This is a genomic window from Methylobacterium nonmethylotrophicum (assembly GCF_004745635.1).
Classification (GTDB): Bacteria; Pseudomonadota; Alphaproteobacteria; order Rhizobiales; family Beijerinckiaceae; genus Methylobacterium; species Methylobacterium nonmethylotrophicum.
This window is the reverse complement of sequence record NZ_SRLB01000014.1, coordinates 79,163-93,761: the sequence shown is the minus strand read 5'-3', so window position 1 is coordinate 93,761 and position 14,599 is coordinate 79,163. Positions and strand designations below refer to the sequence as shown.

Below are 14,599 nucleotides of genomic sequence, written 5' to 3'. Positions count from 1 at the left end.
AACCAAATCAAACAGGCTCTCAATAACCACGGCCCGCATCCACCGTCCCCGGCGGCACCCGTCCCTCGCGCAAAGCCTCGGCCGCGGCCAGCAGCGTGCGGGCGACCGCCTGGGGGCTCGCCTCGCAGGCCTCGTGCGGGGTGATGCGGATCGCCGGGTGGTCCCAGAACGGGTGCGAGGCCGGCAGCGGCTCGGTCGCGAACACGTCGAGGGCGGCGCCCGCGAGGTGGCCGGACTCGAGCGCCGCGAGAAGGTCGGCCTCGACCAGGTGCTCGCCGCGGCCGACCTGGACCAAGTAGCCGCCCGGGCGCAGGCGCGCGAGGAGCCGGGCATCGAGGAGGCCCCGGGTCTGCGGCGTCAGCGGCAGCAGGTTCACCAGCACCTCGCTCTCAGGCAGCATCGCCGCGAGCCCGTCCGGTCCGTGATGGTGGATCACCCCGGGATCGGGCACTTGCGGCGTCCGGCTCCAGGCCCGGACCGGAAAGCCCAGGCGCGCGAGGTCGGCCGCGACCCGGCGGCCGATCTGGCCGTAGCCGAGCAGCCCGACCGGCACCGCGCTCGCGTCGCGCGGGTAGAGGCGGCGCCAGACCCGGTCGCGCTGGTTGTCGGCATAGGCCTGGAAGCGCCGCTGATGGCCGATGACCTGCCAGAGCACGAAGCCCGCCATCGCCCGGGCCTGGTCGGGATCGACCACCCGCACCACCGGAAGGTCGGGCGGTCGCCCGGGGCAGGCCAGCAGGTTGTCGACGCCGGCGGCGATCGAGCACAGGGCGCCGAGATTGGGATAGCGCGCCAGCGCGTCGGCGGGCGGACGCCAGCCGAGGGCGAGGCGCACCCGCTCGGGGTTCTCCGCCGGATGGTCCAGGATCTCGACGCGGTCGGCGATCGTGTCCAGCGCCGCGCCGAACAGCCCGCGCAGGTCGGTGGTGGTGCTGAGCAGCACGCAGGGCAGGCGGTTCATTCTCAGGCCTGTTCGAGCAGATGAACTATCGACGAGGCGAAGATCGGCGGCGCATCCCACCCGCGACCTCATCCTGAGGTGACCGGCGATCGAAGATCGCGCCGCGTGCGGCAGCCTCGAAGGAGGGCTCCAGGGAGCGCAGGGACTTCCGGAGCCTTCCTTCGAGGTGAGTCGATCTGCGATCGACTCACGCCTCAGGATGAGGTGTGTGGTTGGAAAAGCGTATTCTTGGACACTCTCACGCCGCCTGGCGCACCCGGCCCGGCACCGCCTCGAGGAGCGCGCGGGTGTACGGATGCTCGGGATTGGCGAAGAGCGCGCTCGCGGTCTTGAGCTCGACGATCTCGCCCTGGCGCATCACCGCGATCCGGTCGCAGATCTGCGCCGCGACCCGAAGATCGTGGGTGATGAACAGCATCGACAGGCCGAGCCGCGCCTTCAGGTCCTCGAGGAGCGCCAGCACCTGCGCCTGGACCGAGACGTCGAGGGCCGAGACCGCCTCGTCGGCGACCAGCACCTCGGGCTCGAGGGCGAGCGCCCGGGCGATGCCGATGCGCTGGCGCTGGCCGCCGGAGAATTCGTGCGGGAAGCGCTCGAGCGCCTTGGCGTCGAGGCCGACGAGATCGAGGAGCCGGCGCGCCCGCTCCATCGCCTCCGTCGGGGGCACCCCGTGCGCCACCGGCCCGTCGGCGATGATGCGCCCGACGCTGCGGCGCGGGTTGAGCGAGGCGAAGGGGTCCTGAAACACCATCTGGATGCGGCTGCGGGCCTGGCGCAAGGCCTCGCCCTTCAGCCGCGTCAGGTCGGTGTCGCCGAGGCGCACATGGCCGGCATCAGGCTCGATCAGCCGCATGACGAGGCGGGCGACGGAGGATTTCCCCGAGCCCGACTCGCCGACGAGGCCCAGCGTCTCGCCGCGATGGAGCGCGAAGGCCACGTCCCGCGCCGCCGCCGTGCGCCGCGGCGCCCGCCACAGCCCGCCGCCGGTGACGTAGGTCTTCTGCAATCCCACCACCTCGACCGCCTTCGGGCCCGCGAGGGGAGGGCGGGTCGGCGGGTCCATGGTCGGCACCGCGGCAAGCAGCGTGCGGGTGTAGGGCGCCTGCGGCCGGCCGAGCACCGTGCTCGCCGGGCCTTCCTCCACCACCCGGCCGTGTCGGAGCACCAGCACCCGGTCGGCGATCTCCGCCACCACGCCGAAATCGTGGGTGATGAACAGGACCGCCATGGTGCGGCGCCGCTGCAGGTCGCGGATCAGCTTGAGGATCTGGGCCTGGGTCGTGACGTCCAGCGCCGTCGTCGGCTCGTCGGCGACCAGCACCGCGGGTTCGAGCGCCAGCGCCATGGCGATCATCGCCCGCTGGCGCTGGCCGCCCGAGAGCTGGTGCGGATAGGAGCGGACGATCTGCTCCGGGTTCGGCAGCCCGACCTCGCCGGCGAGCGCCACCGCGCGGGCGCGGCGCTCCTTGGGGGTGAGCTGCCCGTGGGCCTCGAACATCTCGGCCATCTGGTCGCCGATCCGCATCAGCGGGTTGAGCGCCGTCATCGGCTCCTGGAAGATCATCGCGATCCGCCGGCCGCGGGTGTCGCGCCAGGCCGCGTCGTCCTGAGCGAGCAGGTCGGTGTCGCCGAGGCGGATCGTGCCGGAGACCGGCCGCACCGCCTTCGGCAGCAGGCCCATCAGGGCGTGGGCGCACATCGACTTGCCGGAGCCCGACTCGCCGACGAGGCACAGGATCTCGCCGGCGACGAGGTCGAACGACACGCCGTCGACGGCGTTCGCCCGGTCGCCGCCCTCCGGCAGGGCGAGGCTCAGGTTGCGGACCGAGACGGCGACCCGCCTGGAATCGGCGTCCATCTCAGCGCTCCCGGGACAGGCGCGGGTTGAGGGCGTCGTTCAGCCCCTCCCCGATCAGGTTGAGGGCGAGCACGGTGAGCAGGATCACCACCCCCGGGAAGGCGGTGATCCACCAGGCCTGCCGGATGACGGTGCGGCCGGCCCCGACCATGAAGCCCCAGGACATCCGGTTCGGGTCGCCGAGGCCGAGGAAGGAGAGCGAGGATTCGAGCAGGATCGCGGTCGCGACCATCAGCGAGGCCAGGACCACGATCGGCGAGAGGGTGTTGGGCAGGACCTCGCGCCGCAGGATGGTGAAGGTGGTCTGACCGGTGACGATCGCCGCCTGGACGTATTCGCGCGAGCGCAGGGACAGCACCTCGCCTCGCACCAGCCGGGTCACCGGCGGCCAGCTGACCAGCGCGATGGCGAGGATCATCGAGGAGAGCGAGGGCTGCAGGATCGCGACGAGCACGATGGCCAGCGCGAAGCTCGGCACGGTCTGGAACAACTCGGTGAAGCGCATCAGCGCATCGTCCACCCGGCCGCCGAGATAGCCGGCGAGCGCGCCGAGCGGCACGCCGATGACGAGAGCGGCGAGCGTCGAGACGAGGCCGACGATGAGCGAGACGCCGGCGCCGTGCATCAGCCCGGCGGCGATGTCGCGCCCGAGCGCGTCGGTGCCCAGCGGCACCCGATCGAGGGTGAAGGGCGGCACGAAGGGCCGCTGCACCATGCGCCAGGGCGAGGTCGGGTACAGCACCGGCGCGAGGAGGGCCGCCGCGACGACGAGCGTGAGGATCGCGAGGCCGATCACCGCGCCCGGGTGGCGCAGGAAGGCGGCGAGCGGCCCGCGGCGGCGCGACCGGGCCGGGGCGGCCAGGGGGACGGCGTCGCTCATCGCGCCACCTCGATGCGGGGATCGACCGCGCGGTAGACCAAGTCGGTGACGAGGTTGAAGACCAGCACCATCGCGGAGGAGACCACGAAGACGCCGAGGAGCAGGTTGTAGTCGCGCTGCAGCAGCGCCTCGTACATCAGCCGCCCGATCCCCGGCCAGGCGAAGACCGTCTCGGTGAGCACCGCGCCGCCGACCAGCGTCCCGGCCTGGAGGCCGGCCAGCGTCACCACCGGCAGGAGCGCGTTGCGCAGGATGTGGCGGCGCTGGACCACCCCCTCGGTCAGGCCCTTGGCCCGGGCGGTCTTGACGAAGTCGAGGCGCGAGACCTCGAGCATCGAGGACCGGGTCATCCGCACATAGACCGCCATGAAGAACAGCCCGAGGGTCATGGCCGGCAGGATCAGGTGCCGGGCAATGTCGGCGGCGCGGGCGAGGCCCGTGTAGCCCGCGCCCACGGTCTCGAAGCCGAAGCTCGGCAGCCATTCGAGCCGGACCGAGAACAGCAGGATCGCCATCAGCGACACCCAGAACAGGGGCGTGGCGTAGAACAGGAGCGCCGTCCCGGTGATCGCGGTGTCGGCCAGCGTGCCGGCCCGGCGCGCGGCCAGCGAGCCGAGCAGCACGCCGAGCGAGAGCGAGATCAGGAAGGCGCTGCCGGTCAGCAGCAGCGTCGCCGGCAGCCGCTCGCCGATCAGCGTCGCCACCGGCATCTGCTGGCGCACCGAGTAGCCGAGATCGAGCCGGACGATGCTGCCGAGATACGCGGCGAGCTGGCTCGGCAGCGGCTGATCGAGGGCGAACTTTTCCCGGAGCTGGGCGATGAAGGCCTCGTCGCCCGCCCCCGCCTCGCCGGCCATCACCAAAGCCGGGTCGCCGGGGGCGAGGCGGATCAGGAAGAAGTTCAGGACCACGATGGCGAGGAGCACCAGGATGCCCTTCCCCAACCGCCGCGCGAGAAAGCCCGCCATGCCCCGACCTCAGCGCTCGATCCAGGCATCGCGGAAGCCGTCATTGACGCCGATGCCGGTGGTGACGAGGTCGTGGATCTTGCAGCGAGTGATGGTGGGAAACTGCAGTTCGAGGAGCCAGGCCACCGGCGCGTCCTCGACCAGCGTCCTCTGCACCGCCTCGTAGATCGGCCGGCGCTCGGCATCGCCGACCGCGATCGCACCCTTCGCGAAGGCCTCGTCGACGCTCGGGTTGGAATAGCCCTCGACGTTGTTGAACGGCGAGCCCTTGGCGATCTGCGACGAGACGTAGTTGCGCCCGACCCCCAAGGCGGGGTCGCCATATTGGTAGAGGTAGGTGAAGGCGATGTCGTAGTCCCACTCGGACGTCTTCTGGTTCCAGCCGGCGACGTCGGTGGCGACCAGCTCGACCTTGATGCCGACATCCTCGAGATTCTGCTTCACGGCCTCGGCCCAGCGCTGCCAGGTCTCGCCATAGGGGAGCGGCAGGAGGCGCACGGTCTCGCCCTTGTAGCCGGCCTCCTTCAGGAGCGCCTTGGCCTTGGCCGGATCGTAGGTGTACTTCGCGGCCTTCGGGTCGTGGTAGCGCACGGTGGAGGAGAACGGGCCGGTCGCCGGCTTGCCCAGCCCGTTCCAGACCACGTCGCGGGCGAAGTCGCGGTCGAGGGCGTAGGACACCGCCTGGCGGAAGGCCTTGTTGGCCATCGGGCCCTTGCGGTTGTTGAGCCAGAGCCAGGAATGTGGGCTGAAGAACTCCCAGCCCTTCGTCGTCGAGCAGGCGCCCTTGATCTGCGACAGGCGCGGCACGTCGAAGTTCTCGACCGAGCCGCCCGGCAGGATGTCGACCTTGCCGGTCTCGAACGCCACCGCCCGGGCGGCGGCGTCGGGGATCACGTGCCAGTAGATCTCGTCGAGGTAGGGCTTGCCGGCGACGTGGTAGTTCGGGTTCTTCACGAGCCGGATGTAGGAGCCCTTCTTCCACTCCTTGAACATATAGGGGCCGGTGCCGATCGGCGTGTTGTTGGCCGGGTTGGTCTTGTAGTCGGTCCCGGCATAGACGTGCTTGGGCACCATCGGCAGCGAGCCGACCTCGAAGATGCCGAGGAACGGCCCGAACGGCTCGGAGAGGGTGAACACCACGGTGGTGGGATCGGGCGCCGTCACCCCCGCCACCCGGGTGAGGTTGCCGCGGGCGCGGGCATGGGTCTGGCGCAGCAGCTCGACCGAGAAGATCACGTCGTCGGCGGTGAACGGCTTGCCGTCGTGCCAAGTGGCGTTCTTGACGAGCCTGAAGGTGTAGGTCTTGCCGTCGTCGCTCATGCTCCAGCTCTCGGCGAGGCCGGGCAGGGGCTTGAGGGCGGCGTCGTAGCGCAGCAGGCCCTCGTAGATGTTGCCGGCCACCATCTGGGTCGGGCCGTTCTGCACCATCGCCAGCATCAGGCCGGGCGGCTCGGGCTGGATCACCGCGTTGGCGGTGCCGCCGGGCTTCGGCGTGCCTTGCGCGAGGGCTCCGCCGGCGAGCGCCAGGGAGAGCACGGTGCCGGCCAGAATCGTCTTGAGCATCGGTCGAGTTCCCCTTGGTCCCTGTCGCGGCATTGAAGAAGGCACTTTCCCCTCCCCCTTGTGGGGAGGGGTCAGGGGTGGGGGTGGCGCAGAATTGAGCGTTGCGCTTTACGCGGCACCACCCCCAACCCCCTCACCCCTCCCCACAAGGGGGAGGGGAGGCGCTCTCGTCTTCATCAGATGAGGTTTGTCGGGCCGAGATGTGTTGATGTGGTGGTCTACCCGGGCGAAATGATCTCGCGCCCTATTCCTTGTAATCCGGGTCGCTGCGCTCCAGCATGCGCTTGAAGGCGGCCCACTCGGTGTCGGGCAGCGTGCCGGTCTCCATCTTGTCGTAGTGCGAGGCGTACTGGCCGGCGGTCTTCACCGCGACCGCCGCCGAGGGGCGGATCAGCGGGGCGCCGGCGGCCTGCAGCGCGAGCTGGGCGCGGCACGAGCGCTCCAGGTTGTGCATCAGCTTGAACGCCTCCGCCACCGAGCGGCCGCAGGTCAGCATGCCGTGGTTGCGCAAAACCATCACCGGCTTGTCGCCGAGATCGGCCACCAGGCGCGCGCGCTCGTCGAGGTCGAGGGCGATGCCCTCATAGGCGTGGTAGGCGAGGCGGCCGTGGAACTGCATCGACCACTGGTTGAGCGGCAGCAGCCCCTCCTCCTGGCACGACACGGCGACGCCCGCCACCGTGTGGGTGTGGAGGACGCAGAGCGCGTCCTCGCGGGCGGCGTGGACGGCGCTGTGGATGGTGAAGCCCGCCGGGTTGATGCCGAGGCCGCAGGGGTCGTCGACGACGTGCCCCTCGAGATCGACGGTGACGAGGTTGCCGGCCTTCACCTCCTCGAAGCGCAAGCCATAAGGGTTGATCAGGAAGCGGTGCTCCGGCCCCGGCAGCCGGGCCGAGATGTGGGTGTAGATGCTGTCGTCGAGGCCGAGGCGGTGGATCAGCCGGTAGGCCGCCGCGAGGTCGACGCGGATGCGCTGCACCTCGTCGGCGTGCGGATGAGCGGATGACGACATCGGACCTCCTCGCGGACCAATTCGGCGGCCTGGCGCGCCGCGACGACTTCGCATGAATGGGCGACGCGGCGCGAAGACCCGCGCGGCGACGGCCGTTTACTGGGCCGGACGGAACGCGACATCACCCGGCCCGAGCCTAGACTGGCCCGGCCCCGCGCGGCGATCAAGCCAAAAGTGTCGACAATCGACGCCTACACATTGCACAGTGGCGCCACGGAGGTGCGATGCGCGCGATGTCCCCACCCGTCGGGTTGCCGGTGCTGGCCGAGAGCGATCTCGTGCGCCAGGTCGCGCGCCGGCTCACCGACGCGATCGTGCAGGGGCGGCTTGCCCCCGGCGCCAAGGTGGCGGAGGCGGCGGTGGCCCGCGAGCTGGGCATCAGCCGGGCGCCGGTGCGGGAGGCGGCGCGCCTCCTCGAGAGCCAGGGGCTGCTCAGGGCCTCGCCGCGGCGCGGCTTCTTCGTGCGCGAACTCTCGGCCCGGGACGTCGACGAGCTCTACGACCTGCGTCTCTGCGTCGAGCGCCACGCCGCGGTCGAGGCGGCCCGCCGCCTGACGCCGTCTTTGCGCGATGCCCTGCGGCGCCAGCTCGCCCTGATGCGGGAACTGGCCCGGCGCGACGACCCCGTCGCCATCGTGGAGGCCGACTACCAGTTCCACCGCCTGGTCTGCGAGGCCGCCGGCAACGCCCGCCTGCTGCGCCTGTTCGACGGGCTGGCCTCGGAATTGCGCATCGTCATCGGGCTGATCGGCCGGCTCTACGACGACCCTGAAGAGATCGCCCGCACGCACGAGCCGGTGCTGGAGGCCATCGAGGCCGGCCACCCGGAGCGGATCGTCGCCCATATCGACCACCATATTGGCGTCGCCCGCCGCGAGGTCGGCCGCCTGGTGCAGAGCCTCACCCCCACCATACCGGAGATCCCATGAAGGCCGTCCATTCCGAGGACCACCGCAGCCACGACCCGAAATTCTTCCTGGTCCGCGGCCAGGTGAAGCCCGCCGCCGACCAGCCCGAGCGGGCCGACCGGCTGCTTGCCGGCCTCAAGGCCGGCGGCCACCGGGTGGTGGCGCCGCAAGGACACGGCCCGGGCGCCCGGGCGCAGGTGCACAGCCCCGACTACCTCGCCTTCCTGGCGGAGGCCTGGGAGGCCTGGGAGGCGCTGCCGGACCACGGGCCCGAGATGATCGCCAACGTCCACCCGGTGCGCGAGGCCGCGACCTACCCGACCCACATCGTCGGCCGGCTCGGCTGGCACACCGTCGACACCGCCTGCCCGATCGGGCCGGGCACCTATGCGGCGGCCTGTGCGGCCACCGACGTCGCGGCGAGCGCGGCCCAGATGGTGCTCGACGGCGAGGACGCGGCCTACGCGCTCTGCCGCCCGCCCGGACACCACGCCTATCGCGACCGGGCCGGGGGCCATTGCTACTTCAACAACAGCGCGGTCGCGGCCGCCCACCTGCGCCGCCAGCACGCCCGGGTCGCGGTGCTCGACGTCGACGTGCATCACGGCAACGGCACGCAGGGCATCTTCTACCGCGACCCCTCCGTGCTCACGGTCTCGCTCCACGCCGATCCGCGCGGCTTCTACCCCTTCGTCTGGGGCTACGCCCACGAGCGCGGGGAGGGGGAGGGGATCGGCGCCAACCTCAACCTGCCGCTGCCGCTGGGCACCGGCGACGACCCATACCTCGACGTATTGGAGGGCACGGCCGCCCGCACGGTCCAGGCCTTCGCCCCGACCGCGCTCGTGGTGGCGCTGGGCCTCGACGCCTCGGAGCACGACCCGCTGGCGGGCCTTGCCATCACCACGGAGGGCTTCCGCCGCATCGGCGCGGCTCTGGCGCGTCTGCGCCTCCCGACGGTGCTGGTGCAGGAGGGCGGCTACCTCTCGGACCTGCTCGGCGAGAACCTGACGGCTGTCCTCGCCGGCTTCGAATCCGCCCGCTAACGGAGTTCTCTTCGCGATGGCCTTCGCCTGCACGATTCCCGCGGTCCCGACCGTCCAGCACGACGACGACGCGGTCCGCATCACCCGCTGGGATTTCTCCCCCGGCGCCGTGACCGGCTGGCACGAGCACGGCTGGCCGTACTTCGTGGTGATGATCACCCCCGGCACCCTGCGGGTCCACGACGGGACGACCGTCACCGAGGTGCCGCTCGCCCACGGCCAGTCCTACCGCCGCCCGGCCGGCATCCGCCACGACGTCCAGAACGGCTCCGACCACCCGATCGCCTTCGTGGAGATCGAGGTGAAGCGGCCGGAGGCGCTGGCGGCGCTCGCCTGAGCGGCGCGCCTCCCCAAACGGGAGCGGCCGGGGCGTGAGCCCCGGCCGCTTCGTCGTTGGGGTGCCTTGACGCCGCTCAGCGCAGGAGCTGCAGGATGCCCTGCTGCGACTGGTTGGCGAGCGACAAGGCCGAGATGCCGAGCGAGTTGCGTGTCGAAAGGGCCTGCGAGTTCGCCGCCTCCTCGTTCAGGTCCGCGTTCGTCAGGTTCGCCGCGCCCGCATCGAGCACGTTGATCATCTGCTTGGTGAAGTCCTGCCGGTTCTGCACCACCGCCAGGTTCGCGCCCAGGGTCGAGGCCTGGTTCTTCAGCTGGCTCGACGCGCTGTTGATCATCGAGATCACGCTGTTGATCGAGTTGCTGTCCTGGAAGTCGGTCTGGCCGACCGCCGTCATCCCGAGCAGCGAGGCCGAGACCTGCGTGCCGGAGATCTTGAGCGAGGAGGTGCCCTTCTCGTTGAAGCTGACGTTGACCGTGTCGCCGGCCAGCAGGTTCGTGCCGTTGAAGCCCGAATCCGCCGCCATCTGGTCGATCTGGGACAGCAGGTTGTTGTAGGTGCTCACCAGGTTGTTGCGGGTGTTCGCGCCGTCGCCGCTGATGATCGCGCTCGACGTGCTCGTGCTGAACGGGTTGCCGGCGCCGCTCGCCGACACGGTCAGGTTGTCGGCGCCCGACTCGTTGGTGGTGGTGATCTTGATCGCGCCGGTGGTGCTGTCGATGCTCGCCATCGCGTTGGCCGGCGCCAGGGCCGCGTTGAGCTGGTTGAGCGTCGAGATCTGGCCCGCCGCCGTGCCGAAGCTCAGGCTGACGGACGTGCCGCCCTGCACCTTCACAGTGATCGACTTGCTGTCGAGCGCGCTCTTGGTGAAGGTCTGGGTCGGGGGGGTGCCGGCCGTCGCGACCGTGGAGCCCTGCCCGGCGCCGTAGCTCTTGAGGAGCGAGAAGCCGAGGTTCGAGATTTTGGCGGTCGAGGTGCTGCCGTCGCCCAGCACGATGCCGGTCGCCGAGTCCGCCGCCGTGAAGCTGAACTTGCGGGCGGTGGCGTCGTAGGTGGCGCTGACCGTGCCGTTCGTCGCCGTGCTCACCTTCTGGGCGAGAGAGCTCAGTGTGTCGGAACGTCCCACTGTCACGGCCTGACCGTTCACGGTGAACGTGTCGCCGACGTTGAAGCCGGCGCCGGTGGCGAGCGAGGTCGCGGTCGGCAGGAACGTGCCGGCGGTGGTGACGGTGGGCGTGGCGCCGAACAGTGAGGTCGACTGCGCGTCGGTGCCGAGCGAGAAGGTGCCGCCGTCGGTGGTGCCGGTGAAGGAGATGTTGTTGCCGCTGACGGCTGCGATGACCGACGAGCCGGCGGCCTTGAGCTGGGTGTTGATCGCGGCGACGAAGTTCGCCTGCGTCGTGTCGTCGATACCCTTGGTCAGGGTGACGCCGACGCCGTCGATCGTGACCGTCTTGCTCGAGGCCGAGGCGCCGAAGAAGTTGGTCTGGATGTTGGCCTGGGAGCTGACGTCGACGGTGGTGGTGAGGACCCGGGCGACAGCGGGGCCGGCGGTGCCGACCTGGTTCTCGGCGACGGCAGTGGTGGCGCCAACGGAGAGAAGGTTGTTGGCGGTGGCGCCGGAGAGGGCAGTCGAGGCGATGCTGGCCTTGGCGCTGAAAGCGTTGGAGGCCGACAGCGCCTGCTGGGCGACGGACTTGAGCTGGTCGGTCAGGCCTTGCAGCTTGGTGAGGCCGGTATTGGCGGCCTGGATCGTCTGGATGCCGTTCGACACACCGTCGAGGAGGTTGCTGAGAGCAGACGAGCGCGAGGACAGGCCCTGAGCCGTGAAGTAGTTGCTCGGGCTGTCGAGGGCGCTGTTGACCTTCTTGCCGGTTGCGAGGCGGGTCTGCGTGGTGGAGAGCAGGTCGGCCGTGCCCTGGAGCGACAGGAGGTTCTGACGGGTGGCGGCCGAGAGGGTGATGCCGGAAGACATGGGGCGATCCTATTGATCGGTAGACCTTCGTGTTTTGAAGGCGAGTTCACCTTCGGCTCCGCGCCCTTGCCCGCTCCTTACCGCAAAGCTGAAAAGGCTTCCGTTCCCCTGGTTCCGAGCGCCATGACTTTCAAAATATTAATGAGATCGCCTCCCACGACTTATCGGTTTACCTTAATGCTGAGGTTACCATAATTCGTCCACGGCTGAGAGCAGATCGTCGAGGCAGTTGATTGCGAAATGGCAATGGGTTGCGCGGCGCGCGGATCCGTCAGGCACCAACGGCTACCGGAAGGATGCTACTGTGATATCCGCAGCAAATGTAGCGGCCCCGCTGCCGGGCGATCCAACCGTCAGTCCGTCAGCAGCAGGCTCGGCGACATCCATCACAACCCGCCGACCCACGGTCGCCGGCGGATGCATGCCCGGCGATTTTTCAGGGTCTCGTGCCTGTCTCGACAGTATTAGCACCCACCGAGGGCCTCTTTGTTTGGCTGCTTCGGCGATCTGGCGCTAACATTGAAACCTCTCAACGTCATCCCGGGGCTCGCCGAAAGCGAGAACCCAGGATCCATTACCGCTGACGGCGAAGAGCACTGCGAACCGCTTTCCGCTTCATCCTGATGGGCGAGCGGTTATGGATCCCGGGCTCCCCTGCGCGGCCTCGGGATGACGAAGGAGGATCTCAGTTCGGTCTTCTTAGTCGAGCAGGCTCTGGCACGATAAAAGGCAAAATCCCAAGCATTAGCGCATGACACGCTACTGCTTGGGATTTTGCCACAGTACAAAACAATGCGGATTGGTAGCAGTATCAGCCCCCTCCTACCCGCAAACCTCATCCTGAGGTGCTGCCGCTTGCGGCAGCCTCGAAGGAGGGCTCCAGAAGCCGCCGCCATCCCTGGAGACCTCCTCCGAGGCCCACTGACGTGGGCACCTCAGGATGAGGCCGCGAGAAGGAAGGAATACCGCCACCACGAGACCGTCCTGTCGTGTACCGGAGGATTTTGCCTTCGATATCGGCGTAGTGCTGGCTGAAGCAACGAGCAGCGTGTCATGCTGCCCGTCGTAGCGGGGCCGTTCGGCAGCATAAAAGGTGCAGACTCCCGTCTCTCAGACGAGAGGCGGGGAGCCTGCGCCTGTTCCGCCTGTGCGATCAGCCGCGAAGGAGCTGGAGGATGCCCTGCTGGGCCTGGTTGGCGAGCGACAGGGCCGAGATGCCGAGCGAGTTGCGTGTCGAAAGGGCCTGCGAGTTCGCCGCCTCCTCGTTCAGGTCCGCATTCGTCAGGTTCGCCGCGCCCGTATCGAGCACGTTGATCATCTGCTTGGTGAAGTCCTGCCGGTTCTGCACTACCGCCAGGTTCGCACCCAGCGTCGAGGCCTGGCTCTGGAGCGCGGCGTTGGCGCTGTTGATCGTGGCGATCACGGCATTGATGGAGTTGCTGTCCTGGAAGTCGGTCTGGCCGACCGCTACCAGGTTGAGACCCGATGCCGTCACGGCCGTGCCGGCGATCTTCAGCGAGGACGTGCCCCGCTCGTTGAAGCTGACGTTGACCGTGTCGCCGGCCAGCAGGTTCGTGCCGTTGAAGCCCGAATCCGCCGCCATCTGGTCGATCTGGATCAACAGGCCATTGTAGGTGTTCACCAGGCCGTTGCGGGTGTTCGCGCCGTCGCCGCTGATGATCGCGCTCGATGTGCTCGTGCTGAACGGGTTGCCGGTGCCGCTCGCCAGCACGGTCAGATTGTCGGCGCCCGACTCGTTGGTGGTGCTGATCTTGATCGCGCCGGTGGTGCTGTCGATGCTCGCCATCGCGTTGGCCGGGGCCAGGGCCGCGTTGAGCTGGTTGAGCGTCGAGATCTGGCCCGCCGCCGTGCCGAAGCTCAGGGTCACCGAGTTGCCGCTCGCCACCTTGACGGAGATCGACTTGCTGTCGAGCGCGCTCTTGGTGAAGGTCTGCGTCGGGGGGGTGCCGGCCGTCGCGACCGTGGAGCCCTGCCCGGCGCCGTAGCTCTTGAGGAGCGAGAAGCCGAGGTTCGACACCTTGGCGGTGGAGGTGCTGCCGTCGCCCAGCACGATGCCGGTCGCCGAGTCCGCCGCCGTGAAGCTGAACTTGCGGGCGGCGGCGTCGTAAGTGGCACTCACCGTACCGTTCGTCGCCGTGCTCACCTTCTGGGCGAGCGACGCCAGGGTGTCGGAGCGGGCCACCGTGACGATCTGGCCGTTGACGGTGAAGTTGTCGCCGACGTTGAAGCCGGCGCCGGTGGCGAGCGAGGTCGCGGTCGGCAGGAACGTGCCGGCGGTGGTGACGGTGGGCGTGGCGCCGAACAGTGAGGTCGACTGCGCGTCGGTGCCGAGCGAGAAGGTGCCGCCGTCGGTGGTGCCGGTGAAGGCGATGAAGTTGCCGCTCACGGCTGCGGTGACCGAGGAACCGGCGGCCTTGAGCTGGGTGTTGATCGCGTTGACGAAGGCCGCCTGCGTGGTGTCGTCGATACCCTTGGTCAGGGTGACGGCGACGCCGTCGATCGTGACCGTCTTGCTCGACGACGCCGCGGTGAAGAAGTTGTTCTGGATGTTGGCCTGGGAGCTGACGTCGACGGTGGTGGTGAGGACCCGGGCGACGGCAGGGCCAGCCGTGCCGACCTGGTTCTCGGCGACGGCAGTGGTGGCGCCAACGGAGAGGAGGTTGTTAGCGGTGGCGCCGGAGAGGGCGGTGGAGGCGATGCTGGCCTTGGCGGTGAAGGCATTGGAGGCCGACAGCGCCTGCTGGGCGACGGACTTGAGCTGGTCGGTCAGGCCCTTCAACTTTGTGATGCCGGTATTGGCGGCCTGGATCGTCTGGATGCCGTTCGACACGCCGTCGAGCAGATACGTCAGGGACGACGACCGCGAATTCAGGTTCTGGGCGGTGAAGTAGTTCACCGGGCCGTCGAGGGCGCTGTTGACCCGCTTGCCGCTCGAGAGGCGCGTCTGCGTGGTGGAGAGCAGCGCGGCCGTGTCCTGGAGCGACAGGAGGTTCTGCCGGGTGGCAGCCGAGAGGGTGATGTCGGACATGCGGGCGACCTTTTTGATCGTCGGGAAGGGCGTCTTTTTGACGAC

General features: G+C 69.2%; 11 protein-coding genes. 3 read left to right on the top strand and 8 right to left on the bottom strand.

All coding sequences use genetic code 11. From position 1 onward, the window contains the following. Positions 1-19: 19 nt before the first annotated feature. From EU555_RS19715 to EU555_RS19690, 6 genes are all read right to left on the bottom strand, one after another. Positions 20-961, bottom strand: coding sequence for a 2-hydroxyacid dehydrogenase (locus EU555_RS19715; RefSeq protein WP_135416932.1), 942 nt, complete (start codon positions 959-961; stop codon positions 20-22). A 238-nt stretch (positions 962-1,199) separates the two neighbouring features. Then, positions 1,200-2,819 (bottom strand): ABC transporter ATP-binding protein, encoded by a 1,620-nt coding sequence (locus EU555_RS19710; RefSeq protein WP_135416931.1) that lies wholly within the window; start codon positions 2,817-2,819, stop codon positions 1,200-1,202. 1 nt (position 2,820) lies between these two features. Continuing rightward, on the bottom strand, positions 2,821-3,699 hold the full coding sequence (locus tag EU555_RS19705; RefSeq protein WP_245524389.1) for an ABC transporter permease: 879 nt from the start codon (positions 3,697-3,699) through the stop codon (positions 2,821-2,823). Next, positions 3,696-4,667, bottom strand: coding sequence for an ABC transporter permease (locus EU555_RS19700; RefSeq protein ID WP_135416930.1), 972 nt, complete (start codon positions 4,665-4,667; stop codon positions 3,696-3,698). The genes EU555_RS19705 and EU555_RS19700 overlap by 4 nt, the downstream gene beginning before the upstream one ends. Positions 4,668-4,676: 9 nt before the next feature. Then, positions 4,677-6,230, bottom strand: coding sequence for an ABC transporter substrate-binding protein (locus EU555_RS19695; RefSeq protein ID WP_135416929.1), 1,554 nt, complete (start codon positions 6,228-6,230; stop codon positions 4,677-4,679). A gap of 244 nt (positions 6,231-6,474) precedes the next feature. Beyond that, positions 6,475-7,242, bottom strand: coding sequence for a class II aldolase/adducin family protein (locus EU555_RS19690; RefSeq protein WP_135416928.1), 768 nt, complete (start codon positions 7,240-7,242; stop codon positions 6,475-6,477). A 233-nt stretch (positions 7,243-7,475) separates the two neighbouring features. Here EU555_RS19690 and EU555_RS19685 point away from each other — a divergent pair, with 233 nt between their 5' ends. From EU555_RS19685 to EU555_RS19675, 3 genes are read left to right on the top strand one after another with little or no spacing between them, the layout of a single operon-like run. Continuing rightward, positions 7,476-8,171: a GntR family transcriptional regulator gene (locus tag EU555_RS19685; RefSeq protein WP_245524388.1), complete on the top strand. Its 696-nt coding sequence runs from the start codon at positions 7,476-7,478 to the stop codon at positions 8,169-8,171. Continuing rightward, positions 8,168-9,196, top strand: a complete 1,029-nt coding sequence (locus EU555_RS19680; RefSeq protein WP_135416926.1) for a histone deacetylase family protein — start codon at positions 8,168-8,170, stop codon at positions 9,194-9,196. The genes EU555_RS19685 and EU555_RS19680 overlap by 4 nt, the downstream gene beginning before the upstream one ends. A 16-nt stretch (positions 9,197-9,212) precedes the next feature. Further along, on the top strand, positions 9,213-9,533 hold the full coding sequence (locus tag EU555_RS19675) for a cupin domain-containing protein (RefSeq protein ID WP_135416925.1): 321 nt from the start codon (positions 9,213-9,215) through the stop codon (positions 9,531-9,533). 76 nt (positions 9,534-9,609) lie between these two features. Here EU555_RS19675 and EU555_RS19670 read toward each other — a convergent pair whose 3' ends face one another. Together EU555_RS19670 and EU555_RS19665 are read right to left on the bottom strand one after the other, a co-directional pair. Beyond that, positions 9,610-11,505 (bottom strand): flagellin N-terminal helical domain-containing protein, encoded by a 1,896-nt coding sequence (locus EU555_RS19670; protein WP_135416924.1) that lies wholly within the window; start codon positions 11,503-11,505, stop codon positions 9,610-9,612. A 1,153-nt stretch (positions 11,506-12,658) separates the two neighbouring features. Then, positions 12,659-14,554: a flagellin N-terminal helical domain-containing protein gene (locus EU555_RS19665; RefSeq protein ID WP_135416923.1), complete on the bottom strand. Its 1,896-nt coding sequence runs from the start codon at positions 14,552-14,554 to the stop codon at positions 12,659-12,661. Positions 14,555-14,599: the final 45 nt, after the last annotated feature.